The organism is Stutzerimonas chloritidismutans (assembly GCF_051486945.1).
Taxonomy (GTDB): domain Bacteria; phylum Pseudomonadota; class Gammaproteobacteria; order Pseudomonadales; family Pseudomonadaceae; genus Stutzerimonas; species Stutzerimonas chloritidismutans_B.
On the sequence record NZ_JAHVDX010000001.1, the window covers coordinates 656,578 to 683,056 of the forward strand.

26 protein-coding genes and 2 pseudogenes are annotated in these 26,479 nt (G+C 62.1%); 9 read left to right on the forward strand and 19 right to left on the reverse strand.

Annotated features, from left to right (window positions below; translation table 11 throughout):
- Positions 1-77: 77 nt before the first annotated feature.
- On the forward strand, positions 78-1,034 hold the full coding sequence (locus KXR72_RS02845) for a LysR family transcriptional regulator (protein ID WP_437419611.1): 957 nt from the start codon (positions 78-80) through the stop codon (positions 1,032-1,034).
- A gap of 7 nt (positions 1,035-1,041) precedes the next feature.
- Here KXR72_RS02845 and KXR72_RS02850 read toward each other — a convergent pair whose 3' ends face one another.
- Positions 1,042-1,383 carry a ribonuclease E inhibitor RraB gene (locus KXR72_RS02850; RefSeq protein WP_437419612.1) on the reverse strand — a complete coding sequence of 114 codons (342 nt, stop codon included), beginning with the start codon at positions 1,381-1,383 and terminating at the stop codon, positions 1,042-1,044.
- Positions 1,384-1,838: 455 nt separating this feature from the next.
- On the opposite strand from KXR72_RS02850, the gene KXR72_RS02855 reads away from it, so the two are divergent.
- Entirely contained in the window at positions 1,839-2,777 is a 939-nt protein-coding gene (locus KXR72_RS02855) for a DNA-3-methyladenine glycosylase family protein (protein ID WP_437419613.1), read from the forward strand.
- On the opposite strand, the gene KXR72_RS02860 is transcribed toward KXR72_RS02855, so the two are convergent.
- The 8 genes and pseudogenes from KXR72_RS02860 to aroC form a co-directional block, all read right to left on the reverse strand.
- Entirely contained in the window at positions 2,734-3,294 is a 561-nt protein-coding gene (locus KXR72_RS02860; protein ID WP_437419614.1) for a histidine phosphatase family protein, read from the reverse strand. The genes KXR72_RS02855 and KXR72_RS02860 overlap by 44 nt on opposite strands.
- A complete protein-coding gene (locus KXR72_RS02865) occupies positions 3,291-3,482 on the reverse strand; it encodes a PLD nuclease N-terminal domain-containing protein (protein WP_437420363.1) in 192 nt (63 codons plus the stop codon). Before KXR72_RS02865 ends, KXR72_RS02860 begins: the two co-directional genes overlap by 4 nt.
- Positions 3,483-3,485: 3 nt before the next feature.
- Entirely contained in the window at positions 3,486-3,698 is a 213-nt protein-coding gene (locus KXR72_RS02870) for a PLD nuclease N-terminal domain-containing protein (protein WP_437419615.1), read from the reverse strand.
- A 57-nt stretch (positions 3,699-3,755) separates the two neighbouring features.
- Positions 3,756-4,132 (reverse strand): annotated as a pseudogene (locus tag KXR72_RS02875) (acireductone synthase); the annotation flags it as partial.
- Positions 4,131-4,676 carry a 1,2-dihydroxy-3-keto-5-methylthiopentene dioxygenase gene (locus KXR72_RS02880; protein WP_437419616.1) on the reverse strand — a complete coding sequence of 182 codons (546 nt, stop codon included), beginning with the start codon at positions 4,674-4,676 and terminating at the stop codon, positions 4,131-4,133. The gene KXR72_RS02880 and the pseudogene KXR72_RS02875, both read right to left, overlap by 2 nt.
- A 79-nt stretch (positions 4,677-4,755) precedes the next feature.
- Positions 4,756-4,922: pseudogene (locus KXR72_RS02885) on the reverse strand (methylthioribulose 1-phosphate dehydratase); the annotation flags it as partial.
- Positions 4,923-5,018: 96 nt separating this feature from the next.
- Positions 5,019-6,167, reverse strand: coding sequence for an MFS transporter (locus KXR72_RS02890; protein WP_437419617.1), 1,149 nt, complete (start codon positions 6,165-6,167; stop codon positions 5,019-5,021).
- Between the two features lie 66 nt (positions 6,168-6,233).
- The gene (gene aroC / locus KXR72_RS02895) at positions 6,234-7,325 is read right to left on the reverse strand and encodes a chorismate synthase (protein WP_437419618.1); all 1,092 of its coding nucleotides are present in this window, start codon (positions 7,323-7,325) and stop codon (positions 6,234-6,236) included.
- A 148-nt stretch (positions 7,326-7,473) separates the two neighbouring features.
- Here aroC and KXR72_RS02900 point away from each other — a divergent pair, with 148 nt between their 5' ends.
- Together KXR72_RS02900 and KXR72_RS02905 are read left to right on the forward strand one after the other, a co-directional pair.
- Complete coding sequence (locus KXR72_RS02900; protein WP_437419619.1) at positions 7,474-8,442, forward strand: alpha/beta hydrolase; 969 nt, start codon at positions 7,474-7,476, stop codon at positions 8,440-8,442.
- 66 nt (positions 8,443-8,508) lie between these two features.
- Complete coding sequence (locus tag KXR72_RS02905) at positions 8,509-9,288, forward strand: hypothetical protein (protein WP_437419620.1); 780 nt, start codon at positions 8,509-8,511, stop codon at positions 9,286-9,288.
- Positions 9,289-9,306: 18 nt separating this feature from the next.
- Here KXR72_RS02905 and prmB read toward each other — a convergent pair whose 3' ends face one another.
- Entirely contained in the window at positions 9,307-10,227 is a 921-nt protein-coding gene (gene prmB / locus KXR72_RS02910) for a 50S ribosomal protein L3 N(5)-glutamine methyltransferase (protein WP_437419621.1), read from the reverse strand.
- Between the two features lie 187 nt (positions 10,228-10,414).
- On the opposite strand from prmB, the gene KXR72_RS02915 reads away from it, so the two are divergent.
- The 4 genes from KXR72_RS02915 to folE all read left to right on the forward strand — a co-directional run bounded on the left by KXR72_RS02915 (position 10,415) and on the right by folE (position 12,696).
- Positions 10,415-11,008 carry a cysteine hydrolase family protein gene (locus tag KXR72_RS02915; RefSeq protein ID WP_437419622.1) on the forward strand — a complete coding sequence of 198 codons (594 nt, stop codon included), beginning with the start codon at positions 10,415-10,417 and terminating at the stop codon, positions 11,006-11,008.
- 88 nt (positions 11,009-11,096) lie between these two features.
- Positions 11,097-11,417 carry a hypothetical protein gene (locus tag KXR72_RS02920; protein WP_437419623.1) on the forward strand — a complete coding sequence of 107 codons (321 nt, stop codon included), beginning with the start codon at positions 11,097-11,099 and terminating at the stop codon, positions 11,415-11,417.
- 80 nt (positions 11,418-11,497) lie between these two features.
- A complete protein-coding gene (locus tag KXR72_RS02925) occupies positions 11,498-12,055 on the forward strand; it encodes a Smr/MutS family protein (protein WP_437419624.1) in 558 nt (185 codons plus the stop codon).
- A gap of 95 nt (positions 12,056-12,150) precedes the next feature.
- Complete coding sequence (gene folE / locus KXR72_RS02930; protein WP_437419625.1) at positions 12,151-12,696, forward strand: GTP cyclohydrolase I FolE; 546 nt, start codon at positions 12,151-12,153, stop codon at positions 12,694-12,696.
- A gap of 43 nt (positions 12,697-12,739) precedes the next feature.
- Here the strand turns inward: folE and KXR72_RS02935 are convergent, their stop codons facing one another.
- On the reverse strand, positions 12,740-13,348 hold the full coding sequence (locus KXR72_RS02935; RefSeq protein ID WP_437419626.1) for a glutathione S-transferase family protein: 609 nt from the start codon (positions 13,346-13,348) through the stop codon (positions 12,740-12,742).
- 20 nt (positions 13,349-13,368) lie between these two features.
- Positions 13,369-14,535, reverse strand: a complete 1,167-nt coding sequence (locus KXR72_RS02940; protein WP_437419627.1) for a PLP-dependent aminotransferase family protein — start codon at positions 14,533-14,535, stop codon at positions 13,369-13,371.
- 80 nt (positions 14,536-14,615) lie between these two features.
- Between KXR72_RS02940 and KXR72_RS02945 the strand changes: the two genes are divergently transcribed.
- The gene (locus KXR72_RS02945) at positions 14,616-15,059 is read left to right on the forward strand and encodes a MarR family winged helix-turn-helix transcriptional regulator (protein ID WP_437419628.1); all 444 of its coding nucleotides are present in this window, start codon (positions 14,616-14,618) and stop codon (positions 15,057-15,059) included.
- 236 nt (positions 15,060-15,295) lie between these two features.
- On the opposite strand, the gene rpsA is transcribed toward KXR72_RS02945, so the two are convergent.
- The 7 genes from rpsA to gyrA form a co-directional block, all read right to left on the reverse strand.
- Positions 15,296-16,981, reverse strand: a complete 1,686-nt coding sequence (gene rpsA / locus KXR72_RS02950) for a 30S ribosomal protein S1 (RefSeq protein WP_437419629.1) — start codon at positions 16,979-16,981, stop codon at positions 15,296-15,298.
- 170 nt (positions 16,982-17,151) lie between these two features.
- Complete coding sequence (gene cmk / locus KXR72_RS02955) at positions 17,152-17,838, reverse strand: (d)CMP kinase (RefSeq protein ID WP_437419630.1); 687 nt, start codon at positions 17,836-17,838, stop codon at positions 17,152-17,154.
- On the reverse strand, positions 17,835-20,075 hold the full coding sequence (locus tag KXR72_RS02960; RefSeq protein ID WP_437419631.1) for a bifunctional prephenate dehydrogenase/3-phosphoshikimate 1-carboxyvinyltransferase: 2,241 nt from the start codon (positions 20,073-20,075) through the stop codon (positions 17,835-17,837). Before KXR72_RS02960 ends, cmk begins: the two co-directional genes overlap by 4 nt.
- The gene (hisC, locus tag KXR72_RS02965) at positions 20,072-21,181 is read right to left on the reverse strand and encodes a histidinol-phosphate transaminase (RefSeq protein WP_437419632.1); all 1,110 of its coding nucleotides are present in this window, start codon (positions 21,179-21,181) and stop codon (positions 20,072-20,074) included. Before hisC ends, KXR72_RS02960 begins: the two co-directional genes overlap by 4 nt.
- Positions 21,182-21,282: 101 nt before the next feature.
- Positions 21,283-22,380 (reverse strand): prephenate dehydratase, encoded by a 1,098-nt coding sequence (gene pheA / locus KXR72_RS02970; RefSeq protein WP_437419633.1) that lies wholly within the window; start codon positions 22,378-22,380, stop codon positions 21,283-21,285.
- Positions 22,380-23,465: a 3-phosphoserine/phosphohydroxythreonine transaminase gene (gene serC / locus KXR72_RS02975; RefSeq protein WP_437419634.1), complete on the reverse strand. Its 1,086-nt coding sequence runs from the start codon at positions 23,463-23,465 to the stop codon at positions 22,380-22,382. Before serC ends, pheA begins: the two co-directional genes overlap by 1 nt.
- 131 nt (positions 23,466-23,596) lie before the next feature.
- Positions 23,597-26,398 carry a DNA gyrase subunit A gene (gene gyrA, locus KXR72_RS02980; protein WP_437419635.1) on the reverse strand — a complete coding sequence of 934 codons (2,802 nt, stop codon included), beginning with the start codon at positions 26,396-26,398 and terminating at the stop codon, positions 23,597-23,599.
- Between the last annotated feature and the right edge of the window lie 81 nt (positions 26,399-26,479).

The following is a 26,479-nucleotide window of genomic DNA, read 5'->3' on the forward strand; positions in this document are numbered from 1 at the left end:
CGGCAGCGGGCTAGCGGCGAAATGCACAGCCACGCACAATGCCTTTGCCCATATCGCACAGCGGAGCACCGGCCAGCATGCCGTCCGATAGCCTTACGCAACAGTTTCGTCTGTACCTGGACGTGCTCGAGACCGAGAGTTTTTCTGCTGCTGCACGGCTGTACGGGATCACCCCCTCTGCCGTCGCGCGGCGAATTGATGCACTCGAATCCACCCTCGGTTGCCAGCTCGTCAGCCGCAGCACCCACGCAGTCAAGCCAACCAGTGCGGGTGTCGCGTTCGCCGAGCGAGCACGACGCATCGTCCAGGAACTGCAACTCGCGCGGGCCGAATTGGCTTCGGCGCAAACCGCGCCGCGAGGACTGATTCGCATCGACGCACCCGCCCCCTTCGGGCGACGGCACCTGGCTCCGGCACTGGCTGAGTTCCTCCAGGCCTACCCCGAGGTGGACATCCAGCTGCGCCTGATCGACAGCTTCGTCGACCTGGAAGGCGAGCATCTGGGCGAGGTCGACCTTATCCTGCGCATTGGCCCGTTGGCGGATACCCGCCTGGTCGCCACGCCGTTGTCGCCGCTTGTCCGTGTGGTCTGTGCCAGCCCCGCCTACTTGGATCGTCGCGGCATACCGCGTTCGGTTGCCGAGCTACCGGAACATGACGGGCTCGACTGGGATTCGCTGGCGCCGCCACATGCCTGGCGCTTCGAGCATGAAGGCAGACGACAGCATCTGCGGCCGCGCCGTAAACGATTGGTTGCCAATAATGCCGAAGCCTTGCTCAGCGGTGCGTTGGCGGGGCTGGGCGTCGCCCACCTCCCGACGTGGCTGATCAGCGATCACCTGCTGCGTGGGGAACTGCTGCCATTGTTTTGCGAGGACGGTTTGCCGCAACCCGAGCCGAGCGGCATCTACGCGCTGCGACTGACCCGGGAGGCGGACTCACGCAGGCGGCTGCTGCTGGAATTCCTGAAGAATCGCTTTGGCCCGGTCCCGCCGTGGGACCAGGCGCTGCTAAGCGGTCTGAAGCGGCACTGAGATACCGTCAGGGGTGACAGCCGGTGAGTTCCTGCGTCACGCCCCACCCATCGACGACACCGCCGAGCGGCTCGATCAGGTCCTCAAGGTCCTGCTCGAACGCGCCGATGCCATCGAAGGTCGCATACATGACCTTGCTGACCTGCAGATCCCAGGCGCCGTCGTCACGCGGTGACACCTGGGTATTGACGCTTTCACCACGAAAATTGCTAGCCGCCGACAGGGCCTGCTCCTTATCAGGAAAAACGGCGTAGAACTCGATGGGATGGACACGGGCGAAATCGAAACCGCCCTCCTTCATACGCATCAGAACGTTGCTGCTGACATCCTCATGGAAGGTGGTACTCATAAAACAACCTCCTCTCAGCCTGGATGGTATCGGCCCGGGACTACACCCAAGGGCGGGCGGGCAGACTCAACGGGTAAGGGCGACCTCTCTGAGCGACGCGGCATGCTTGCGCGCTGATTCAAAGCTAGCAGTATGCGAGCCCGCTGCACCAGCCCTGCGCGCCCGACGTCGCGAAGAGGCCAGCTCAGCCAAGGGAAAACCGAGTGCCTCAGTCAAGATAGAACCCCGCACCCGGCGGCAGTTCCGCCCGTGGGATGCAGGGCAAGTCGCAGCGTTGCTGTTCGAGCCCGGTCAATCGCACAAGCACAACGGCCCGCATCGATACCGAAGCGCCGTCCGTCAAGGCGTCAATGCCTTGATCACTCGTTCATCGGCTGTCTCCGTGATGGATGGAGGGCAGCTTTGAAAGCGTATCCGGTAAAGACACCGCTATGGACCGCAGCTATGGTGATGGCATGAGCATCTCTGTCGAACTGCCTTTCATCCCGCCCTGGGATTGGTCCCAATTCCATCAGTATTTCAGCCTGCGCCTGATGCCGGGTGTCGAGGCGCTGACAGCAGACCGCTACGCACGCACGCTATCGGTCGATGGCCGCGTGGGTTGGTTCAGCGTGAGGCCCGGACCCGATGCCCTCGAACTGTCCATCAGCCCGTCGCTTTGCCAGGCCGCACCCTACGTCACCGCGCAAGTGCGCCGGATGTTCGATCTCGACATGGACCCAGCCGTGCTCACCCGGCACTTCGCCGCCGATCCGCAGCTCGGTCCGCTGGTCGCGGCCACGCCCGGGCTGCGCCTGCCGAATGCGTTCGATCCGTTCGAAGTCGCCGTGCGGGCCATCGTGGGCCAGCAGGTCTCCGTCAAGGCAGCGGTGACCATCACCAGGCGGTTGATCGAGCGGCTCGGCGAGCCCGCGCCCGCAGCGCCTGGAATTGGGATTCCTGAGTTGCGCTGGTTATTCCCGACAGCCCAGGCAATAGCCAACGCCAGCCTGGACGCCATTGGCATGCCAGGCAAGCGGGTCGCTGCCTTGCAACATTTCGCGCGAGCCGTGGCCGAGGGTGCGTTGTCACTCGCCGCCGACAGAGGCGCCGAGGACCTGATCGAGCGCCTGTGCCAGTTGCCGGGCATCGGCCCCTGGACGGCGCAATACATCGCGCTTCGCGGCTTTGCCGAGGCGGATGCCTTCCCCGCGAGCGACCTGGGCCTGCTCAAGGCGCCGGTATGGGGCGAAACGGGCCTCAGCGCAAAAGCGCTCGGTCAGCGCGCCGAAGCCTGGCGTCCCTGGCGCGCCTACGCGGCCATGCACCTTTGGCAGGCCTATGCGAATTCTGAAGCGAGCCGCGCTCGGATCAAGGCGGCGGGATGCGCGCCAGGACGCGAACCGGTTCGCTGACCGGCAAGGCCAGCACGACGCCTTCGCCCGAGCGGGGAAAAACGTCGGTCAGCGCCGTAATGTTGACTTGGTGACTGACCATGACCACCGGCTGCGAAGCTGGCAACTGATCGAGGTAAGCCTTCAAGTTGCGGGTCTGTTCCTCCGCCTGGCCGGATTGGGTAAAGAACGAGTCGAGCAAGGGCAACGGCTCGACCTCCGTGAGGCTCATTTCCCGTGCCGTTTCGAGCGCTCGACACCAGCGGCTACTGAGCAGGCGCGGCGAGTCGATACCCCGATCCCGCAACAAACGGCCCCACCGGCGCGCTTCTTCGCGCCCCTTTCCATTGAGGTTGCGCTGTGTAGCGCAATCCTCGAGCACGAAACCCGGCGGGTCGCCCAGGCCAGGCGCAGTTGCGTGACGAAGCAAAAGTACGGCCTTGCCGTTACGCAGCGCCTCCCACGCCTCGTCCGGTCCGGCCTGTGCCATGGCAAAGCACGAGCAGAGCACCACCAGGCACAGCAGTCGGCCCATCACAACCTGACCTTCCCCTGTGACTTCGCCGCCATGAACCACATCACCAGGCCGACCACTGGGAGCAGGATGATGACCAGGCTCCAGATGATCTTGCGGCCCACCTCGATGCCGCTTCGCCAGACCTGGGCGATGGCCAGCACATCGAGGATCAGGACGAGAACGGCAAGCACACCGCTTGCGGTCTCCATCATCTAGCGTCGGATTTCGCTACGCGCGTCGGGACGGTTGCCGCGCGGGCCCATGATTCCCCAGATGATCAGGCCGAGTACCGGCAGGATGACGATAAGCAGCACCCAGAGCGCTTTCTTCCCGGTGGTGCTGTCGCTGCGCAGGACGCTGACAATGGCCCAGATGTCTAGAGCCAGGATTAGCAGTCCGAAGATACCGCCGAAGGCATCGGTCATGGCGAAACTCCAAATCTGAATGGGTTCAAGATTAGGATGCCAAGCCGGTGGGAGGGTTCAGTCCGGGCTATTGGCTCCGCACCTGGCCGGATCGATGGCATTGCAACTGTCTACGGCCCTGTCTCCCTGGAGCTCGCCGCTTTCGCGCGCCAAACCACAAGTGTGCATTGGCCGCCTCCCGCGCGGCGTCCAGCTCCTGGACCACGGCGGAAAGAAACAGAATTTGCGCCGCCGGCAGCCCGATCGACTCGGCGATGCGCACGTAGAACGTGGGCTCACGCTTGTGCCCGGAGCCGGTCGCCGGAGAACAGCGGTGTTAGGTCGTCAGCGTCGGCGCAACCGAAGTTCAGCTTTTGCGCCTGCGCGGAACCTGAGGAGCAGACGTAGAGCCCAAGCCCCTCGGCATGCCACTGGCGCAGCGCTTGGCCTGCGTCAGTCCTCCAGGCGCGGGAAGCGGCCGGCAATGTCTTCGCCGGTGAAGTGTGCGATGCAGCCCTCCGGGTCGTTGAACAGGCGAATGGCGACGAAGCGCGGATGTTCGCCCATGTCGAACCAGCGCCGGGTGCCAGCCGGTACCGAAATCAGATCGTTCTTCTCGCACAGCACGACGTAGACCTTGTCCTCGATGTGCAGCGTGAACAGACCGCGCCCAGCGACGAAGAAGCGCACCTCATCCGCGGCGTGGCAATGCTCCTCGAGAAACTTGGCGCGCAGCTCGGCCTTTTGCGGATGGCTGCTGTCGAGGCTGGTAACTTCGACCGTGACGTAACCGCGCTCGGCCTTCAGGCGATCGATCTGCGGGCGATGGGCGGTGATCACCTCGTCGGGGCTCGCGCCCGCACCGATGGGCTGGCGGGCTTCCCAACGCTCCAGGCCGACACCAACCTCGGCCAGCGTGGCGGCAATGTCCTCGATATGGGTGAGCACCTTGAGTGGCTGCTCGGGCATTGTGTCCTGGTAGACGCTGAGTACAGTCATCCGGTTGGTCTCCCGCCCGGTTTCGCCCGGGCTAGCTCATGATTCATCGAAACGCGCGAGGGGCCGCGCGTGGTTAGGCTTAGGGTCGCTTCGACGTCCGCATCCTGAGTTCGGGTTCGAGAGAAACTCGAACGGCTCGCCCTCCCCAAGCGCATTGCTCATTTGCGCACCCCAGGTACAGAGGCCGTGCCGTCGAATCAGGTATCCAACGCAATCCGGGTGTGCCTCCAGCCAAGGTTGCAACCGCTGCCAGCCGCTCCCTGACGTGGGTTGATGAACAACCACGACCAAAAAAACGCCCCGCCTCGATAATGGCCTGGAAGAGACATTTGCGGGCGCCTGTCATACCCGGCTCCCCTGCGTTGGGATGGCAATGATCACGGCGGCGGCCGCGGCGGCCAGGCTGGCGATGGCGAAGGTCCAAGCCGGCCCAAGACTGGCCCAGCTGTACCCCGAATACAACGCACCGAGCGCGCCGCCGATGCCGGCCAGGCTGGCATACAACGCCTGCCCCTGGCCTTGCTGGCGATGGCCGAAGCTATGCTGGACAAAGTGAACGGCGGCCGCGTGGAAACTGCCAAAGGTGGCGGCATGCATCAGCTGGGCAAGGATCAGCACCACGAGATGGTCAGCTAGAGTGCCGAGCAGCAGCCAGCGCACGGCCGCGATGAGAAAGCTGGCGAGCAAGACCTGGCGCAGCGAGAACCGCGCCAGCAACCTGGACATCACCATAAACAGCAAGACCTCGGCCACGACTCCCAGCGCCCAGAGCAAACCGATCAGCCCACGCCCATAGCCAAGCGCTTCCAGGTGCAGGCTGAGGAAGGTGTAGTACGGTCCATGGCTGACTTGCATCAGCGCAACGCAGGCGAAGAACGCCAGTACGCCAGGCCTGCATAGTTGTTGGAGGAACCCGCCCTGCCCGACCGTCTCCGGCCGCTCCTCCGGTATCGCATTAGGGACCCAGGCGCTACTGATCAGGATGCCGAACATGATCACTATCAGCGCGGCCGGATACATATCCAGGCCGAAGCGTTCGAACAACGCCCCTAGCCCGACCACGGCCAGAATGAAGCCAACGCTGCCCCACACCCGCACCTGACTGTAGCGAGCCGCCTCATGACGCAGATGGGCCAGGGTAATGACCTCGAATTGCGGCAGCACGGCATGCCAGAAGAACGCGTGCAGCGCCATCACCAGCGCAAGCCATTCGTAGCGTTTGTCGAGCAGGATCAGGCTGAACGACACCAGCGTACAGAGCGCGCCGATACGCACGATCGCCAGGCGCCGACCAGTGACATCACCCAGCCACCCCCAGAGATTAGGCGCCAGGCAACGCATCAGCATGGGGATCGCCACCAGCTCACCGATGCGCTCGGCAGAAAAGCCCAGGTGATCGAAATACAGACCGAAAAATGGCGCAACGGCGCCCAACACGGCGAAATAGAACAGGTAAAAGCCGGACAGGCGCCAATAAGGAACGCTAGCCATACGCTGGATGCTCGAAACCCCGAACGGCACGGCGCACGCTGCCGGCGCGCGCCTCCAGGTTCTGGCTCAGAGTTGCCCCAGGACCGGCGTGCCGACCAGGACGTCGGCGTTCTGGCCGCGGTGACGCAGCAGGTGGTCGAGCAGCACTATCGCCATCATGGCTTCGGCAATCGGCGTGGCGCGGATGCCGACGCAGGGATCATGCCGACCTTTGGTGATGACCTCGACCGGGTTGCCATCGACATCGATCGAGCGGCCTGGCGTGGTAATGCTCGAGGTCGGCTTGAGCGCCAGGTGAGCAACGATCGGCTGGCCAGACGAAATGCCGCCGAGCACACCGCCAGCATTGTTCGAAAGAAAGCCGCCCGGCGTGAGCTCGTCGCGATGCTCCGTGCCGCGCTGGGCAACGCTGGCGAACCCTGCGCCAATCTCAATGCCCTTGACCGCATTGATGCTCATCAGCGCGTGCGCCAAATCCGCATCCAGTCGATCGAAGATTGGCTCGCCCAGGCCCGGCGGAACGCCTTCTGCCACGACGGTGATCTTCGCGCCGACCGAATCCTGGTCGCGGCGCAGCTGATCCATGTAGGCCTCCAGCTCCGGCACCTTGGCCGGATCGGGACAGAAGAAGGCGTTTTGCTCGACCCCGTCCCAACTCTCGAAACCGATTTCGATCGGCCCCAGCTGGCTCATGTAGCCGCGCACCTGGATGCCCAGCGTCGCCAGGTATTTCTTTGCAATGGCCCCCGCCGCGACGCGCATGGCAGTCTCCCGCGCCGAGCTGCGGCCGCCGCCGCGGTAGTCGCGCACGCCATATTTGTGGTGGTAGGTGTAGTCAGCATGGGCCGGCCGAAACAGGTCTTTGATGGCCGAATAGTCTTTGGACTTCTGATCCGTGTTGCGAATCAGCAGGCCGATCGAGCAACCGGTCGTGCGCCCCTCGAACACGCCCGAGAGGATTTCGACCTCGTCGGGCTCCTGCCGCTGGGTGGTGTGCCGGCTGGTGCCAGGTTTGCGGCGATCCAGGTCGCGCTGCAGATCCGCAACCGACAGTTCCAGGCCGGGCGGGCAGCCGTCGACGATGGCGACCAGCGCCGGGCCATGGCTTTCACCAGCGGTGGTGACGGTGAACAGCTTGCCGAATGTGTTGCCGGACATGCAGGGCGCTCCGCGATCGACCAAAACAGGGGGCGGAAGTATACCCGAGCCACCAGCCGTTTCGCCGCTTCGCGCACCGCTCGATACCAGTCCGCGAACCTGGCGGGCACAATGACGTCCAATCCGCTCCTCCAGCCTGACCTCATTTATGCGCCTGATTCTTGTCGCCCTGCTGGCGATTCTGCCCACCGTGGGCCACGCCGAACCGCTGACGTTGCTCAACCAACCCATGACACTCGACCTCCCGGAGGGTCAGTTGCATGGCAGTTTACTGCTGCCCCGGCATGACCAGCCGGTGCCAGTGGCGCTGTTGATCGCTGGGTCGGGGCCGACGGATCGCAACGGCAACCAACCGGGCATGCACAACGACAGCCTGAAACGCCTGGCGCAGGCGCTCGCCCCCCGCGGAATCGCCAGCCTGCGCTACGACAAGCGCGGCGTAGGCCAGAGCCAGGCGCTGGCACTGGAGGAAAGCCAACTGACCCTCGACCACTATGTCGAAGATGCCCAAGCCTGGGCGCGCCACCTGAAAGGCGATGCGCGCTTTTCGTCGCTGATCCTGATCGGTCACAGCGAAGGCGCACTGATCGCGAGCCTCGTAGCGCCCGCGGTCGATCCGGCCGCAGTGGTGAGCATTGCCGGAAGCGGCCGCCCCATTGGCGAGCTCCTTCGCCAGCAACTGCAAGGTCGCTTGCCGCCACCGCTCTTGGCGAATGCTCAATTTCTGATCGATGAACTGGAAGCCGGGCGCGCGCAGCCGGACGTACCCCAGCCATTGCAGGTGCTGTTTCGTCCCAGCGTGCAGCCGTACCTCATCTCGCTGTTTCGCCGCGATCCGGCGCAAGCGTTCGCAGCGGTGCGGGCACCCGCTTTGATCGTCCAGGGCACACATGACATCCAGGTCAATGCCCGTGATGCCCAGGCCCTGAAGAGCGCCAAGCCAGACGCGACGCTAGCAATGATCAGCGGCATGAATCATGTGCTACGAATCGCTCCGCAAGGGCGGGACGAACAGACCGGCACCTACAACGAGCCAGAGCGGCCGCTCGCGCGTGGCCTGACGACACGCATCGTCAGCTTCCTTCAAGCGCAAGGCATTTTGCCATCCTCCAGTTAGGCGCCGGGCGGCCGATAGCTTCCGTGCCTGCCCATGCCAGTCACGCAGGCCCCATGGACGCCGATCATGACAGACAACCAGACACCCACAGAGGCCGTTGATACCGCCACCCCACAACCACCCCATCCTTGGACGGAGCTCGGGCCTGACCGCTTTCGCCTGCTGCGCCTGGCGCCCCTGCCAACCGATCGCGATACTGGCGCCCGGCCCTTGCGGTTCGTCGAGCTCGGCCAGGTCGAACGCCATACCCCAAGGCAGAGCGTGCTGAAGCTGTTCGTCCGGCTGCCGGGGCAAATGCTGTCGAGAAAATACAACGTGGTGGAAGTCTGGGCCGACCACAGCGCCAAGGAATTGCGTTTCGGTCCCGATACAGGCCTGCATATCGAACCGGCCAACCGAGGGCTGGGGCGCTTTTTACTGGCTCAGGGCGCACAGTGGGCGCAGCGCCGCTGGGCTCACTACTTGGTGGAGGGTGGAGCACTGCCTGTCAAGGACGTGCCACGTGACGACATGCGCCTGCGTCGTGACCATTGCCTGAAAAGCCAAGGCATCGAGGTCACCTACACCGATTCCGAGCAGAAGGCGAGTTACAGCGTGCCGCGCGTCAGCACCCTGCGCCCCGACTGGAACGCCGATAAGGTGCAAATCATCGACCTGACCGAGGCGGCTGCCATGCTCGAGCAGGCCGACCAGCATCTGTTCGAGCAGGAAAACCGCATCCGCGACATGCAGGAGCGCATGAGCCGGCTACGGCGCGAAGACGGTACGCTGCGTTTCAGCATCGCCTGCTTGGTCGTCTTCGCCCTGTTCCAGGCCGGCCTGCTGATCTGGATCGCGACACGCTAACCGACTCGCCGCGTCGGTTTAGCCAGCGGCGCGCTCGCGAAACAGCGCCTGATGCTCACGGCACTGGCTCGCCGCCAGCATGAACACGCCATGGCCGCCTTTGGAAAACTCCAGCCAGGTGAAATCCACTTCCGGATACAGTGCCTCGACATGCACCTGGCTATTGCCAACCTCGACGATCAGCGCGCCCTGCTCGGTCAGGTGATCCGCCGCTTCGGACAGCATGCGCCGCACCAAGTCCAGCCCATCGTCGCCGCAGGCCAACCCCATCGCGGGCTCGTGATGGTATTCGCTGGGCATGTCGGCGAAGTCCTCCGCATCCACATAGGGCGGGTTGGACACGATCAGGTCGAAGCGCTGCTTAGGCAACCCGCCGAACCCGTCCCCTTGCACGGTGTAGACGCGGTCCTCCAGCCCGTGGAACTCAATGTTCCGGTTGGCCACTTCCAACGCATCGAACGAAAGATCGGCCAGCACCACCTCTGCCTCGAGAAACTCATAGGCGCAGGCAATACCGATGCAACCGGAGCCGGTGCAAAGGTCCAGGATGCGTGACGGTGTATGCGCCAGCCAGGGCTCGAACCGTCGGTCAATGAGCTCGCCGATCGGCGAGCGCGGCACCAGCACCCGCTCATCGACGATGAAAGGAAGCCCACAAAACCATGCCTGACCGAGCAGGTACGCCGCCGGTACGCGCTCTTCGATCCGGCGGCGAAGCAAGCCCTTTAGATGCTCGCGCTCGTCGTCCTCCAAGCGGCAATCCAGGTAGGCGTCCGCCATTTCCCACGGGAGATGCAACGCACCCAGCACCAATTGACGGGCCTCGTCCCAGGCGTTGTCCGTGCCGTGACCGAAGAACAGCTGTTCGGCCTGGAACCGGCTGACAGCCCAGCGGATATGGTCACGTAACGTGCGCAAACGGGAAGGCGAAGCGGTCACTGGCGGGTCTCCTTTAAAAGCGCGGAAGTTTAGCCGAAGGCGATAGGGAGTTCTTCGTGCAGACGATGCCGGCCTCCGACATTTGGCCAATTTACAGCCTATCGACGTGTTAATCGTCGGTTTGGGCAGTTCACATCTCGGTCATCTGGCGCCACAATCAGGCCCCTCTCACAACAAGGAGTCAGTCATGTCGAAGCCACAGACCCTGCTTCAGCTCAGTGGCCGCAGTTATGCACCGGCGACTCTGGCTAACGCGACCCTTCTGGTCATCGACGTTCAGGAAGAATACCGCTCGGGTGCGATGGCGCTGCCGAAGCTGCAGCCGGCACTCGACGAAATTACGCGCCTGCTGGCGGTGGCTCGAGAGGCTGGCACCCCCGTCGTTCACGTTCACCACCTGGGTATTCCAGGCGGCTTGTTCGATCCGCAAGGCCTGCGCGGACAGATCATGCCGGAAGCAGCACCGCTGTCCGGTGAAGAAGTAATCGGCAAGACGTTGCCCAACGCCTTCGCTGGCACCCGCCTTCACGAACTGCTGCAGCAACACGGCCGGTTGGACCTGATCGTCTGCGGCTTCATGACCCACTCCAGTGTGAGCACCACGGTCCGCGCAGCAAAGGACTACGGTTACCGCTGCACGCTGGTTGACAAGGCATGCGCGACGCGCGATCTGCCGATGGGCGATGGTGCCATCGATGCCGAGCAGGTCCACCGCATGGAAATGACCATACTGGCGGATAACTTCGCCGTCTGCGTGGCGGATGCTGCTGCCCTGGCTTGACGCCTCTTGCGGCACGGCGTTACCTGTTGGCGAAGGAACCTGACCGGGACGCTCCCGGTCACAGCCCCTAACCCGACGAGGTAACCGAATGAAACGAACCGACGGCTTCGATGCCCGCCGCCTTCGTCCCCGACCGCACCGGAGCTGGGGATCACGCATCGGTGCCTTCTTCGGCATGCTGCTGATCCTGCTCGGGCTCCTCCTGCTGCTGGGCGGCGCTACCTCGTTCTTGCAGGTGCACGAAGCGCTAACCAACATCGCACCGGAACGCAGCACAGCGATCACTTTCATCGCCACCGGACTGGTGCTGGCCTGGGCTGGGGTGGCAATCCGCCGTCGCATTCGCCGCCGGGCCCTCAAACCCAACGATCTCAACCTTTCCCCACGGCTACTGCGCAAGCGCAACTGATCGCGGCGTGCCTTCCGGGCCGGCGAGCCATGCGCGACCTGGCACCTTGCGCTAGAATCGCCCGCCTACGCGGAGGCCTCATGCACGACGACGACTTTTCTCTCTTCCGCTCGGCAGTCCGTGGGGTCAAACCCATGCAACACGACCGGGCCGACACCGGAAAGCCCCGGAGCAACAAGGCTCAGGTCGCGACGCGCCGGGCTAATGCCGTGGTCCTTGATGGCGAGCCGCGAATCGATGGGTTATCCGACCAATTCGTGATCGACGTAGGGGCCGAAGACGAACTGTATTGGTCGCGCGACGGTGTCCAGGACAGTCAGATTCGCAAGCTCAAGGCCGGGCAAATCCCATTCGAGGGCAGCCTCGACCTGCACGGCCTGAGCGTCGAGAAAGCACGTGAACTGCTTTGGGATTTCCTGGCCGAGGCGTGCAAGTTCGAGATCCGCTGCGTCCGCGTGACCCACGGCAAGGCAGCGCGCCTCGATGGTCGTAGGCCCATGATCAAAAGCCATGTCAACACGTGGCTGCGGCAGCATTCACAGGTGCTCGGCTTTACCTCCTGCCAGCCGCGGCACGGAGGAACCGGCGCCGTCTATATTCTGCTTAAGCGCACCATGCTCGAAGGGCGCGACGAGTAACGCAACCCGTGCAGGTGGTTAGCGCCGACGCCGCTTGCAGCCCGAACGCCTAGCCCCTAACCTTCGCACTCGCGTTATTGCCTACAGGTAATTCAATGTCCCTGGAAACACACTACACAGCGATCCTTGGTCAACTCGGTGAGGACGTCTCCCGCGAAGGTCTGCTCGACACGCCCAAGCGCGCTGCCAAAGCCATGCAGTACCTGTGCAAGGGCTACCAGCAGACGCTAGAGGAAGTCACCAACGGCGCGCTGTTCAGTTCTGACAACAGCGAAATGGTGCTGGTGAAGAACATCGAGCTTTACTCGCTGTGCGAGCATCACATGCTGCCCTTCATCGGCAAGGCGCACGTGGCTTACCTGCCTAATGGCAAGGTTCTGGGACTCTCCAAGGTCGCCCGCATCGTCGACATGTACGCCCGCCGGCTGCAGATTCAAGAGAACCTGACGCGCCAGATCGCGGAGGCGATTCAGCAGGTTACCGGCGCGTGGGGCGTGGCGGTGGTCATCGAGGCCCAGCACATGTGCATGATGATGCGCGGCGTCGAGAAGCAGAACTCCTCGATGGTGACTTCGGTCATGCTCGGACAGTTCCGCGAAAACGCAGCTACCCGCAGTGAATTTCTCGGTCTAGTCAAATAAGCCACAGGGCGACGGTCGTCGCCCTTCCCGCCTAGCGATTGCGCTAGGCGTCGTACATGCCTACATGGCGCGGATGACTCGCCACCCGCCGCAACCAGGCGCGGATGGCCGGGTAACCGGCCAAGTTGAATCCGCCCTCATCTGCAACATGCGTATAGGCGTACAAGGCCACATCCGCCACTGAATATCGATCACCTACCAGATAGGGCGTCCTGGCAAGCTGCTGCTCCATTACGTCAAGGGCGTGGTAACCATCCAGCTGCCGGGCGGCATAGTCGTCGAGACGGTCATCGGGCATGCCCAGGTACAGTTTGATGAAGCGAGCCACGGCGATGTACGGCTCATGGCTGTACTGTTCGAAGAACTGCCATTGCAGCACCTGGGTACGCAACCGCGCGTCGTCGGGAATGAACTCGGTTCCCTCGGCAAGGAAGTGCAGGATCGCGTTCGATTCCCACAGGCAGGAGCCGTCCTCAAGCTCCAGCACGGGAATCTTACCGTTCGGGTTCTTCTTCAGAAACGCTTCGTCACGGCTCTCGCCCCTGAGGATATCGACCGGTACCCATTCATAGGGCCGCCCGAGCAGGTGAAGCATCAACTTGACCTTGTAGCAGTTGCCAGACCGATGATCGCCGTAAACTTTGTAACCCATAAGATCCTCCCGGGGGCTTGTCAGGCCGCCTCGTCCACTCCCGCTTGGCGGATGACTGCAGCCAGGCGCCGCACCCCTTCACCTAACCGCTCCGGCGCTACGTGGCTGAAATTCAACCGCAAGTAGCCCGGGTTTTGGTCGGGCTCGCTAAAAAACGGCTCGCCCGGCATGAACACGACACCTTGAGCCAGTGCCTGATCAAGCAACGCGCGAGTGTCGATTGGTCTTTTCAGGCGAAGCCAGAAGAACAACCCGCCCTCCGGCACCTGCCAGTCGGCGAGATCGGCAAAATTCGCCTCCAGCGCGGCCTGCATGGCATCTCGCCCCTGCCGATAGAAGGCACGAAGCGTGTCTAGATGGGTGCGGTACTGCTCGCTGCCCAGCCATTGCAACACCAGCCACTGGCCGATTCGGTTGGTATGCAGATCAGCCGATTGCTTGAGACGCAGCAAGTAAGGAAAAAGGTCCGGCGTCGCGATCAAATAGCCGACCCGCAACCCAGGCAACAGCGTTTTCGATACCGTGCCGGTGTAAATCCAGCTGGCCCGGGCGAGACGACTGACAATCGGCCGTGCGGAGCCTTCGTCGAACACCAACTCCCGGTAAGGCTCATCTTCGATCAGGGTGACACCGAACTCGTCCAGCAAGGCGGCAACGGCATCGCGCTTATGCTCGCTGTATCTCACCGCCGACGGGTTTTGGAATGTCGGGATCAGATAGGCGAACGCAGGCTTATGCCGCTCGAGCCGTTCGCGCAGCGCAACGAGCGAAGGCCCATCGGCCTCTTGCGGCACGGAAAGGCAGCTGGCGCCAAACAACTGAAAGGCCTGCAGTGCGGCGAGATAGGTAGGCGCTTCGAGCAAAACCTCCGTACCTCTGTCGATGAACAGCTTGGACGCGAGATCCAGCGTTTGCTGCGAGCCGCTGACGATGAGTACCTGGCTGGCAGAGCAATCGATGCCAAGCTCACGCGCCTGAGCCGCGATAGCCTCGCGTAATGCCGGCTCGCCTTCACTCATTCCGTATTGCCCCACACTGGCCGGCATCGGTGCCCAATCCACTTTCGGCAGCATCGCCTCGGCTGGCAAGCCGCCGGCGAAGGACATGACATCTGGCCGCTGCGCAGCGGCCAGAATTTCACGGATCAGCGAGCTTTTAAGACGGTCGACGCGTTCGGAGAAGGCCATTGGTGCACCAGATGCAGAGGCATGGAAAATGAGTCAAACTTCTTGACCAAAATTACGCCGCCCCCGGTTAATACGTCAACATGCCTGACCTAAAAAAAAGCACTGTGCAACGGCAGATCATGGAAGCCTTCTTTCATGGCTACCAGGCGTTCACAGTGAAGCCTGACGAAATGCTCGCCCGCCGAGGCCTGTCCCGCGTGCATCACCGCATCCTTTTTTTCATCGCCGCTTACCCCGACCTGAGCGTAACCGAGCTGCTTGGCCATCTGGGTGTCAGTAAGCAGGCGCTGAATACGCCCTTAAGGCAGCTGATCGAGATGCATCTCGTTGAAAGCCGAACCGCGGAAGACGACAAGCGCAGGCGCATGCTGCGTTTCACGGCCGAAGGTGCAAAGCTCGAACAGGCGTTGCGCCGGGAACAGGTTCGCCTGCTTCAACGTGCTTTCGAGCAAAGCGGCGAAGAAGCGGTGGCAGGATGGATGGCAGTCAACCAGGCGCTGGCAGCTGGTACGACCCGCAATTAGGACGTACGGACCGACGGGTTACGCTTGAAGCCGAGCGGACCCTAGGAAGCCTCTCGGTGAACAAGTGAGGAGAGGGTCGTGACGGGGTCGGCTAATAAGCACGCAAACTGCGTCGCGCAGCGTGTGCGATGAGCCTCATTGTATGAATAAGGCAAAGGCGCAAGCCTTAATTAGGCGGCACACAGACACAAAAAAGGGCGACCGAAGTCGCCCTTTTTTAGATGGATCGCCAGAACTTAGTTCTGGTTTTCCATTTGTGCGCGGATCAGATCACCGATGGTGGTCGGACCGGCCGACGGCTCTACGTCCTGCTTGGTACGCAGTTCCTTCATCGCGTCTTTCTCATCCTCAACGTCCTTGGACTTGATCGAGAGATTGATGACGCGGCTCTTGCGGTCGATGCTGATGATCTTGGCTTCGACTTCTTCGCCTTCCTTCAGAACGTTACGCGCGTCTTCGACGCGATCACGGCTGATTTCCGACGCCTTCAGAGTAGCCTCGATGTCGTTGCCCAGATCGATGATGGCGCCCTTGGCGTCAACTTCTTTCACGGTGCCACGAACAATGCTGCCCTTGTCGTTAACGGCGGCGTAGTTGGAGAACGGATCGTCTTCCAGCTGCTTGATACCCAGGGAGATGCGCTCACGCTCCGGATCGACCGACAGGATGACGGTATCCAGCTCGTCGCCCTTCTTGAAACGACGCACGGCTTCTTCGCCAGCTTCGTTCCAGGAGATGTCGGACAGGTGAACGAGGCCATCGATGCCGCCGTCCAGACCAATGAAGATACCGAAATCGGTGATCGACTTGATGGTGCCGGAGATGCGGTCGCCCTTGTTGAACTGACCAGAGAAGTCTTCCCACGGGTTGGACTTGCACTGCTTGATGCCCAAGGAGATACGACGACGCTCTTCGTCGATGTCCAGAACCATGACTTCCACTTCGTCGCCGACCTGTACGACCTTCGACGGGTGGATGTTCTTGTTGGTCCAGTCCATTTCGGAAACGTGTACCAGGCCTTCTACACCCTCTTCCAGCTCGGCGAAGCAGCCGTAGTCGGTGAGGTTGGTAACACGGGCCATGACACGGGTGTTTTCCGGGTAACGAGCCTTGATAGCAACCCATGGGTCTTCGCCCAGCTGCTTCAGACCCAGCGATACGCGATTACGCTCGCGATCGAACTTCAGCACCTTAACGTCAATCTCGTCACCAACGTTGACGATCTCCGACGGATGCTTGATGCGCTTCCAGGCCATGTCGGTGATGTGCAGCAGGCCGTCCACGCCGCCCAGGTCGACGAAGGCGCCGTAATCGGTGAGGTTCTTGACGATACCTTTGACCTGCTGGCCTTCCTGCAGCGATTCCAGCAGCGCTTCGCGCTCAGCGCTGTTCTCGGCTTCCAGGACGCTGCGACGAGAAACGACGACGTTGTTGCGCTTCTGGTCCAGCTTGATGACCTTGAACTCGAGCTCTTTGCCTTCCAGGTGAGTGGTATCACGCACTGGACGGACATCAACCAGGGAGCCTGGCAGGAACGCACGGATGCCGTTAACGTCGACAGTGAAGCCGCCTTTAACCTTACCGTTGATAACGCCCTTGACCACTTCCTCAGCTGCGAAAGCCGCTTCCAGAACAATCCAGCACTCGGCACGCTTGGCTTTTTCGCGGGACAGCTTGGTTTCACCGAAGCCATCTTCAACCGCGTCCAGCGCAACGTGAACTTCGTCACCCACGCTGATGGTCAGCTCGCCCTGCTCGTTGTAGAACTGCTCGACCGGGATGACGCCCTCGGACTTGAGGCCAGCATGGACGGTGACCCAGTCACCATCGATGTCGACCACGATGCCGGTGATGATGGCGCCCGGCTGCATGTCGAGGGACTTCAGGCTTTCTTCAAAAAGTTCTGCAAAGCTTTCGCTCATGTTTATTCCTGCTGTTTTCGGGCGAGAAGCCGCCCAATCTCCATATCCCAGATAGACATGGGTTCATTCATATAAAAAAAGGCGTGCGGGCCTGGATCTGGTATCCCGCATGCCTCCTTGTCAATGGCATCGTTGGCAATGCCATCAGGCCGCCTCTCGGCGGTCATTCCTCAAGCAAGGTCGCGTTTGACGGCCTCGCCCATGATGCTTTCCAGCACCTGCTCGATGGAAAGATCGGTGGAATCCACGTGAACCGCATCATCAGCCGGCCTCAGCGGTGCCACCTCACGCTGGGTATCACGCTCGTCACGCACCCGTATCTCATCGAGAAGACTCGCGAGATTAACATCATCACCCTTGCCCTTCAACTGCAGGTAACGGCGGCGCGCCCGCTCTTCAGCACTGGCGGTCAGAAAAATTTTCAGCGGTGCATCCGGGAACACGACCGTACCCATGTCGCGCCCGTCGGCGACCAACCCCGGGGGCTCGCGGAACGCCTTCTGCCGCTGCAGCAGGGCTTCACGCACCACCGGGAGCGCCGCCACCTGCGAGGCCCCAGCACCGACCTGCTCGTTACGGATCGCGCTGGTGACCTCTTCGCCCTCAAGCACAATTTCCATGCCGCGGCCATCCTTCGCTGCGCCGAACTGCACGTCGAGGTGGGCCGCTAGCACCTTTAGCGCTTCCTCATTGGTCAGGTCGACACCGTGATTACGTGCGGCGAACGCCAGCAGACGGTATAGCGCACCGGAGTCCAGGAAATTCCATCCCAGCCTCGCCGCCAGCAGCGCCGCCACAGTACCTTTGCCGGAACCGCTCGGACCGTCGATGGTGACAACCGGGACAGACCTGATCATGAATTACCCTCCACAGCCACTCGCATGCCGGCCCGCTCGGCTAGCGCGAGGAAATTCGGGAACGACGTGGCCACGTTCGCGCAGTCGTGGATACGGATGGCCGCGCTCGCGCGCAGCGAGGCGACGCTGAAGGACATGGCGATACGATGGTCGCCATGAGCCCAAACCTCGCCGCCGCCGATCTTGCCGCCCTCGATGATAATCCCATCCGGTGTTGGTACGGCATTCACGCCGAGCGTTTGCAGACCATCGGCCATCACCTGGATACGGTCAGACTCCTTGACCCGCAGCTCCTCGGCGCCGCGCAAGGTGGTGCGCCCTTCGGCACAGGCGGCGGCAACGAAAAGCACGGGAAACTCATCGATGGCCAGGGGAACCAGATCCTCGGGAATGTCGATGCCCTTCAGCTGGGCGGCACGCACGCGGACGTCGGCAACCGGTTCACCGCCAACCTCCCGCGGGTTGCTCAATTCGATATCGGCGCCCATCAGTTTGAGAATGGAGATGACGCCGGTACGTGTCGGGTTGACTCCAACATGTTCGAGCGTGATATCGGAGCCCGGTGCGATGCTGGCCGCAACCATGAAGAACGCGGCGGAGGAAATGTCCGCCGGAACTTCTATGCGCGCCGAACGCAGTGTATGACCCGACTCAACCGTCACGGTGCTGCCGTCGACCTGGACTGGATAACCAAAGCCCTGAAGCATGCGCTCGGTATGGTCGCGGGTCGGTGCCGGCTCGGTGACCGATACCTTCTCAGCGGCGTAGAGCCCAGCAAGCAACAGGCATGACTTAACCTGGGCGCTAGCCATGGGCATGTCGTAATGCATGCCCGACAACCGTTGGCCCCCACGGATCGTCAACGGCGGGCGGCCTTCGGGGCCGGTCTCGATCACTGCCCCCATCTCACGCAGCGGTTTGGCTACCCGATTCATAGGGCGCTTGCTCAGCGAAGCGTCACCGGTCAGCGTGCTGTCGAACGGCTGCGCTGCCAGCAGTCCGGACAACAAGCGCATCGAAGTACCGGAATTGCCGAGATAGATGGGGCCCGGGGCGGCCTTCAGGCCATGCAGGCCGACGCCGTGGACCGTGACGCGACCCTGGCTTGGGCCCTCGATCACGACGCCCATGTCACGGAAGGCCTGGATCGTCGCCAGGGCGTCTTCGCCTTCGAGAAAGCCCTCGACCTCGGTCACGCCGTCGGCCAATGAGCCGAGCATGATCGAACGATGGGAAATGGACTTGTCCCCGGGTACGCGCAGCTGGCCGCTCAGGCTGCCACCGGGATTGGCAAGAAAAATCAGGTCTTTGGAATGCATAACGTCCACATAGGCTCTGCGAGCCAGAATTTTGCTGAAATGTTCCCGGGCAGCCCTGGCGCGCGTGAACACGCCGAGCAAGGTGTGCCCGTCTCCTTCATCAACCGCCGTACGTAATGCCTCAAGGTCGGCACGAAAATCGTCCAGCGTGTGCAGCACCGCCTCGCGGTTGGCGAGGAAGATGTCATGCCACATCACCGGATCACTGCCCGCGATACGGGTAAAGTCGCGAAAACCACCAGCAGCGTAGCGAAAGATTTCCAGGTTCTCGTTACGTTTGGCCAGCGAATCGACCAGCCCGAACGCCAAGAGGTGCGGAAGATGGCTGGTCGCTGCAAGGACTTCGTCATGATGCGCGACGTCCATGTGTTCGACATCAGCCCCCAAGGCCCGCCAAAGCTTGTCGACCAGTGCCAAGGCAACCGGATCGGTCTCGGCGACCGGCGTCAGGATTACCTTGTGGCGTCGGAACAGCGTGCTTTGGGCAGCCGTCACGCCGCTGCGTTCCGAACCTGCAATCGGATGCCCGGGCACGAAGCGCGCCGGCATCTTCCCGAAACACTCCCGAGCGCATCGGACCACGTTGCCCTTGGCGCTGCCGACGTCGGTCAGTACCGCCTCGCCCAGGTCAAGCGACGCCAACTGCTCCAGCACCCGCTCCATCGCTAGTATCGGAACGGCAAGCTGAATGACGTCTGCGCCTCGGCAGGCATTGGCCAGATCATCGGCACAACGGTCCACCACACCGAGCTCAACGGCTTGCCTACGGGACTCGACGTCCAGATCGAAACCGACCACCTCACCGCACATCCCGCGCTCGCGCAGCCCTTTGGCAAACGACGCCCCGATCAAGCCCAAGCCGATCACCGCCAGGCGATCGATCAGCGGAGCATGTAATTCATCGTCCGCGCGAGTCACCGCGCCAGCACCTGCGCAAGAACGCTAAGGAATCGAGCGTTCTCGGCCTCGGTGCCAATGGACACGCGCAGGAACGTCGGCATGCCGTAACCGGCAACCGGCCGCACAATAACGCCTTCACGCAGCAGCGCCTGGTTGACCGGTGCCGCCTCGAAGCCCAAATCCACGGCGATGAAATTGCCGCGTGACGGGATCCATTGCAGACCCAGCTGGCTGAAGCCTGCCTCCAGTTGCCGCATGCCCGCTTCGTTGCAGGCGCGAGACCGAGCCAGGTACTCGGTGTCATTCAGCGCGGCACAGGCCGCGACCAATGCAAGGCTGTTGACATTGAAGGGCTGGCGAACACGATTAAGCACGTCGGCGATGGCTGGAGCGCAGATCGCATAACCGACGCGAAGCGCGGCCAGGCCATAGGCCTTCGAGAACGTCCGCGAAACCAGCAGGTTGGGATGCTGCGCCAGGAAGGCGAGCCCGTCCGGGAGCTCACCCCCCTCCGCATACTCGATATACGCCTCGTCCAGCACGACCAAGACCCGCTCGGGGACTGCGGCAAGAAAACCCGCCAACGCCTCTGCACCGAACCAGGTGCCGGTTGGGTTGTTCGGGTTGGCGATGAACACCACACGGGTGTTCTCGTCGATTGCCAAGCGCATGGCCTCGAGATCGTGCCCCCATTGCTTGGCGGGGACGGCCTTGGCCTGGGCGCCGACCGCCTGAGTGGCGATGGGATAGACGGCAAAGGCATGCTCACTGAAAACCGCATTGAGACCGGGCGCCAGGAAGGCGCGGGCGACCAACTCGAGGATATCGTTCGAACCGTTGCCGAGCGTTACCTGATCTATCGCGACGCCATAGCGCTCGGCCAGGCGCTGCTTGAGCACGAAGCCATTGCCGTCGGGATAGCGAGTCAGTTCGTCGAGCTCGGCTTTTATCGCCTCGACCGCCAGTGGGCTGGGACCCAGCGGGTTTTCATTGCTTGCCAGCTTGACGATGGCCAGCGGATCGAGGCCAAGCTCGCGGGCCAACTCATCGACGGGTTTGCCGGGCACGTAGGGGGACAACTGCTGCACACCTGGCTGCGCCAGGGCGAGAAAATCACAGGTCATGTTCAGCTCCGCAGAGCTGAAAGCGTGGAGTGTTAAGCAGGGCCTGAGCAATCGGCGCTGCCCAGGGCCACCAGCTCGGCCTCCAGCTTTCAGCCGCCTTTTTAAAGTACCGCCTTTGGATAGGACCCCAGGACTTTCAGCGCCACAGCCTCGGAACCGATCTTTTCCAGGACATCACGGATGAGTGGGTCCTGGTAATGACCAATGCAGTCGATGAAGAACACATAGGTCCATTTGCCGCTACGCGACGGGCGGGTTTCGATACGTGTCAGGTCGATGCCGTTCGAGTGGAACGGCATCAGCAATTCATGCAAGGCACCGGGCTTGTTGCGCATGGAGACGATGATCGAGGTCTTGTCGTCGCCGGTCGGCGGCACTGCTTGATTGCCGATGATGAGGAAGCGTGTGGAATTATCCGGGCGATCCTCGATCTTCTCGGCAAGCTTGGTCAGACCATAGAGCTGCGCTGCCATGTCGCCGGCAATCGCCGCCGAGTTCCATTCACTCTTCACGCGCTTGGCTGCGTCGGCATTGCTGGAGACCGCAACCCGTTCAACATTCGGATAGTGGGCATCCAGCCACTTACGGCATTGCGCCAGTGACTGGGCATGGGAATAAATACGAGTAATGCGATCGGTCTTGGTCGTTTCACCCACGAGCAGGTGATGGTGAATCCGAAGCTCCACTTCGCCGCAGATAACGATGTCGTGCTCGAGAAAACTGTCGAGCGTGTGGTTTACGGCGCCTTCGGTAGAGTTCTCTACCGGCACCACACCGAAATTGACCGCACCGGCAACCACCTCGCGAAACACTTCGTCGATCGCTGCCATCGGCTTGCTGATTACCGAATGACCGAAGTGCTTTAGCGCGGCGGCTTGCGAGAACGTGCCCTCCGGCCCTAGGTACGCGACCCGCAGAGGCTGCTCCAGTGCCAGGCACGAGGACATGATTTCGCGGAACAGCCGGGCAATCTCTTCGTTATCCAGTGGGCCCTTGTTCAGCTCCATGATGTGCTTTAGCACCCAGGCCTCACGCTCCGGCCGGTAGAAGACTGCTTCCTCTCCTTCAGCCAGCGAGGCTGTCTTCACCCTGGCGACGTCCTGGGCGCAGCGTGCACGCTCACTGATCAGTTCGAGGATTTTCTCGTCGAGGCTGTCAATGCGCAGCCGCAGCGCCTTGAGGCGATCAGCGTCACTCATCAGCCGTGCTCCTTCTCGAACTCGCGCATGTAGGCGACCAGCGCCTCGACGGCATCGAGCCCCACGGCGTTGTAGATCGAGGCGCGCATACCGCCCACCGAACGGTGCCCCTTGAGGTTGAGCAACCCACGCGCATCCGCACCGGCTAGAAAGACCTTGTCCAGCTGTTCGTCGGCGAGCCTGAACGGCACGTTCATCCAGGAACGGGCATTTCTGGCGATCGGGTTTGAATAGAAATCGCTGCTATCGATCAGGCCGTAGAGCATGTCCTTCTTGGCGCGGTTACGCTGCTCCATCGCCTCGACGCCGCCCTGCTCCTTCAGCCACTCGAACACCAGGCCCGACAGGTACCAGGAGAAAGTCGCAGGCGTGTTGTACATCGAGCCGTTATCGGCTGCGATCTTGTAGTTCAACATCGTTGGGCAGCTGGATCGCGCCTGGCCCAGCAAATCCTCGCGAACGATCACGACAACCAAGCCGGACGGCCCGATGTTCTTTTGTGCACCCGCATAGATCAGGCCAAAGCGCGAGACGTCGATCGGGCGCGAGAGGATATCGGAGGACATGTCGACGACTAGCGGGGTGTCTCCCAGTTCGGGAATCCAATCGAACTGCAGGCCGCCAATGGTTTCGTTGCTGGCGTAGTGCAGGTAGGCAGCGTTATCGTTCAGTGCCCACTCGTTTTGCCCGGGAATGGCGAAGTAGTCATACCCCTTGGCGCTGGCAGCAACATTGATGTGACCGAACCGCCGGGCTTCCTCGATGCTCTTGCGTGACCAGATTCCCGTATCGACGTAGTCGGCTACGCCTCCTTCCGGTAGCAGGTTCAGGGGAATCTCGGCAAATTGCTGGCTGGCGCCACCCTGGAGAAAAAGTACCTTGTAGTTCGACGGCACGCTCAGCAGGTCACGCAAGTCCTGCTCGGCCTTTTCGGCGATCGCCGTGTACTCGTCGCTGCGATGGCTCATTTCCATGACGGACAAGCCTTTGCCTTGCCAGTCCAGGAGTTCGGCCTGTGCACGCTGCAACACGGCTTCGGGCAGCGCGGCGGGACCTGCGCAGAAGTTGTAGGCGCGTTTGCTCATCTTCTTACTCTCAAAACGGTCGATACCATGCTCGCACCGTCCGCCGCCGAGGCGTGCAGGGGCGTGCTTGCATTCCCTCTGTCCGGCGTAGGCCGATCAGGCGGAGGGCCATCAGCCCACCGCCCTTCACATCAGTCGTCGTCAGTCGGCACTACGTCGGGTGGCACATCTCCACCGCCACCCAACAGCTCATCTTCATTCGGCTCGGTACTGACAACCGGCATTTCCTTGGCCAGCGCGTCCTCGTCCGACGCCGTCTCGACCTCTTCCAAGACATCCTCGGCAGAAGGTTCCTGCACCCGCTCGAGGCCGACCAGATGCTCGTTCTTGCCCAGCTTGATCAAGGTGACGCCCTGCGTATTGCGGCCCAGCGACGACACTTCATCGACACGTGTGCGCACCAGCGTGCCCTGATCGGAGATCAGCATGATCTCCTCGCCGTGCTGTACCTGAACGGCACCGACCAACGGGCCATTACGCTCATTGGTCACCATGGCGATCACGCCCTGGCCACCACGCCCGCGACGCGGAAACTCATTGATGATGGTGCGCTTGCCGTAGCCGTTGAGGCTGGCGGTGAGGATCTGCGCGTCGGGCTCGGGGATCAGCATGGAGATCAGCCGCTGACCTTCGGGTAGACGCATGCCGCGCACGCCGCGGGCGGTACGGCCCATGGTGCGTACGTGCTTCTCCTTGAAGCGAATGACCTTGCCGCCGTCGGAGAACAGCATGACTTCACGCGCGCCGTCGGTGACAGCGGCTGCAATCAGTGTGTCGCCCTCTTCCAGGCTGAGCGCGATGAGGCCAACGCTACGCGGGCGACTGAATTGCGACAGCGGGGTCTTCTTCACTGTCCCCTTGGCAGTTGCCATGAAGATGTAGGTACCGGTCGGCTCGTCTTCCGACTCGTCGGCTTCATCCCCTTCGACCGACTCTTCTGCCTCATCAACGTCGGCGATGATTTCGGCGTCTTCGACATCGTCCTCGCTGCTCTGCTGTTGACGTGCCGCTTCGATGTCGACTTGCAGCATGGCCGTGATGCGCTCGCCTTCGGACAACGGCAGCAGGTTGATCAGCGGGCGACCACGCGAGGTGCGCGAAGCTTCGGGAATCTCATAGGTCTTGAGCCAGTAAACCTTGCCCTTGCTGGAGAACAGCAACAACGTGGTGTGGCTGTTGGCGACCAGCAGATGCTCGATGTAGTCCTCTTCCTTGACGCCGGTAGCCGCCTTGCCGCGACCGCCGCGGCGTTGCGCCTGGTAGGCTGCCAGAGGCTGGGACTTGGCGTAACCGCCGTGGGAAATGGTGACGACGCGCTCTTCCTCGGTGATCAGGTCGGCCAGCGTCAGGTCATGGCGAGACTCCATGATCTCGGTGCGGCGCGCATCGCCGAAGTCGCGCTTGACGCCTTCGAGCTCCTCGCGGATCACCTCCATCAGGCGCACCGGGTTAGTGAGGATGCGGATCAGCTCGCCGATCTGCGCCAGGATTTCCTGGTATTCGCTCAGCAGCTTCTCGTGCTCCAGACCCGTCAGACGATGCAGGCGCAGGTCCAGAATCGCCTGGGCCTGTTCCGGCGACAGGTAGTACTTGCCGTCGCGCAGCCCGAACTGCGGATCGAGCCCTTCGGGGCGGCAATTATCAGCACCGGCGCGCTCGACCATCGCTTCGACCGCACTGGACTCCCACGCGGTCGCGATGAGCGCATCCTTGGCTTCAGCAGGTGTCGGCGAGCGCTTGATCAGCTCGATCACTGGGTCGATGTTCGACAGCGCGACCGCCTGACCCTCGAGAATGTGGCCACGCTCGCGCGCCTTGCGCAATTCGTAGACGGTACGGCGAGTGACCACCTCGCGACGATGCCGAACGAAGGCTTCGAGCAGCTCCTTGAGATTCAAGGTGCGCGGCTGGCCATCGACCAGGGCCACGACGTTGATACCGAACACGCTCTGCAGCTGGGTTTGCGCATAAAGGTTATTAAGAATGACCTCCGGCACTTCGCCGCGGCGCAGCTCGATGACAACGCGCATACCGTCCTTGTCGGACTCGTCGCGAAGTTCGGTGATGCCTTCGAGCCTCTTTTCTTTCACCAGCTCGGCGATCTTCTCGATCAACCGAGCCTTGTTCAGCTGATAGGGCAGCTCGGTGATGACGATCTGCTGGCGGCCACCGACCTTATCGATATCTTCGATGGTCGAGCGCGCCCGCATGTAGATGCGCCCGCGGCCGGTGCGGTAAGCCTCGATGATGCCGGCGCGACCATTGATGATGCCCGCGGTGGGGAAATCGGGGCCGGGAATGAACTGCATCAGCTCATCGATGGTGATATCGGCGTTGTCGATCAACGCCAGGCAACCATCGATTACCTCGCCGAGGTTATGCGGCGGGATATTGGTCGCCATGCCTACCGCGATACCGGACGAACCGTTGACCAGCAGGTTGGGGATCTTGGTCGGCATGACGGCCGGGATCTGCTCGGTGCCGTCGTAGTTCGGCACCCAATCGACGGTTTCCTTGTCCAGATCGGCCAGCAGCTCGTGCGCCAGCTTGGCCATGCGCACTTCGGTGTATCGCATGGCCGCGGCGTTGTCGCCGTCCACCGAACCGAAGTTGCCCTGTCCATCGACCAACATGTAGCGCAGCGAGAACGGCTGAGCCATCCGGACAATGGTGTCGTAGACCGCCGAGTCGCCGTGGGGGTGGTATTTACCGATCACGTCACCGACGACACGGGCGGATTTCTTGTACGGCTTGTTCCAGTCGTTGCCCAGCTCGCTCATGGCATACAGCACACGGCGATGCACCGGCTTCAATCCGTCACGAGCATCCGGCAGCGCACGACCGACGATCACGCTCATGGCGTAGTCGAGATAGGACTGCTTGAGTTCGTCTTCGATATTGACCGGGAGGATTTCTTTGGCCAGTTCGCCCATGGAAGCCTGGTTCCTTTAGTCAGCAGGGTCCTGCGATGAAGCGCGGAATGGTAACACAGCTAAGGAGCCGGAAGGCTCCAG

Coding starts and splice junctions, on each gene's coding strand:
- KXR72_RS02845 (WP_437419611.1), top strand. CDS start 78: ATGCCGTCCGATAGCCTTACGCAACAGTTTCGTCTGTACCTGGACGTG.
- KXR72_RS02850 (WP_437419612.1), bottom strand. CDS start 1,383: ATGAGTACCACCTTCCATGAGGATGTCAGCAGCAACGTTCTGATGCGT.
- KXR72_RS02855 (WP_437419613.1), top strand. CDS start 1,839: ATGAGCATCTCTGTCGAACTGCCTTTCATCCCGCCCTGGGATTGGTCC.
- KXR72_RS02865 (WP_437420363.1), bottom strand. CDS start 3,482: ATGGAGACCGCAAGCGGTGTGCTTGCCGTTCTCGTCCTGATCCTCGAT.
- KXR72_RS02870 (WP_437419615.1), bottom strand. CDS start 3,698: ATGACCGATGCCTTCGGCGGTATCTTCGGACTGCTAATCCTGGCTCTA.
- KXR72_RS02880 (WP_437419616.1), bottom strand. CDS start 4,676: ATGACTGTACTCAGCGTCTACCAGGACACAATGCCCGAGCAGCCACTC.
- KXR72_RS02890 (WP_437419617.1), bottom strand. CDS start 6,167: ATGGCTAGCGTTCCTTATTGGCGCCTGTCCGGCTTTTACCTGTTCTAT.
- aroC (WP_437419618.1), bottom strand. CDS start 7,325: ATGTCCGGCAACACATTCGGCAAGCTGTTCACCGTCACCACCGCTGGT.
- KXR72_RS02900 (WP_437419619.1), top strand. CDS start 7,474: ATGCGCCTGATTCTTGTCGCCCTGCTGGCGATTCTGCCCACCGTGGGC.
- KXR72_RS02905 (WP_437419620.1), top strand. CDS start 8,509: ATGACAGACAACCAGACACCCACAGAGGCCGTTGATACCGCCACCCCA.
- KXR72_RS02915 (WP_437419622.1), top strand. CDS start 10,415: ATGTCGAAGCCACAGACCCTGCTTCAGCTCAGTGGCCGCAGTTATGCA.
- KXR72_RS02920 (WP_437419623.1), top strand. CDS start 11,097: ATGAAACGAACCGACGGCTTCGATGCCCGCCGCCTTCGTCCCCGACCG.
- KXR72_RS02925 (WP_437419624.1), top strand. CDS start 11,498: ATGCACGACGACGACTTTTCTCTCTTCCGCTCGGCAGTCCGTGGGGTC.
- folE (WP_437419625.1), top strand. CDS start 12,151: ATGTCCCTGGAAACACACTACACAGCGATCCTTGGTCAACTCGGTGAG.
- KXR72_RS02935 (WP_437419626.1), bottom strand. CDS start 13,348: ATGGGTTACAAAGTTTACGGCGATCATCGGTCTGGCAACTGCTACAAG.
- KXR72_RS02940 (WP_437419627.1), bottom strand. CDS start 14,535: ATGGCCTTCTCCGAACGCGTCGACCGTCTTAAAAGCTCGCTGATCCGT.
- KXR72_RS02945 (WP_437419628.1), top strand. CDS start 14,616: ATGCCTGACCTAAAAAAAAGCACTGTGCAACGGCAGATCATGGAAGCC.
- rpsA (WP_437419629.1), bottom strand. CDS start 16,981: ATGAGCGAAAGCTTTGCAGAACTTTTTGAAGAAAGCCTGAAGTCCCTC.
- cmk (WP_437419630.1), bottom strand. CDS start 17,838: ATGATCAGGTCTGTCCCGGTTGTCACCATCGACGGTCCGAGCGGTTCC.
- hisC (WP_437419632.1), bottom strand. CDS start 21,181: ATGACCTGTGATTTTCTCGCCCTGGCGCAGCCAGGTGTGCAGCAGTTG.
- pheA (WP_437419633.1), bottom strand. CDS start 22,380: ATGAGTGACGCTGATCGCCTCAAGGCGCTGCGGCTGCGCATTGACAGC.
- serC (WP_437419634.1), bottom strand. CDS start 23,465: ATGAGCAAACGCGCCTACAACTTCTGCGCAGGTCCCGCCGCGCTGCCC.
- gyrA (WP_437419635.1), bottom strand. CDS start 26,398: ATGGGCGAACTGGCCAAAGAAATCCTCCCGGTCAATATCGAAGACGAA.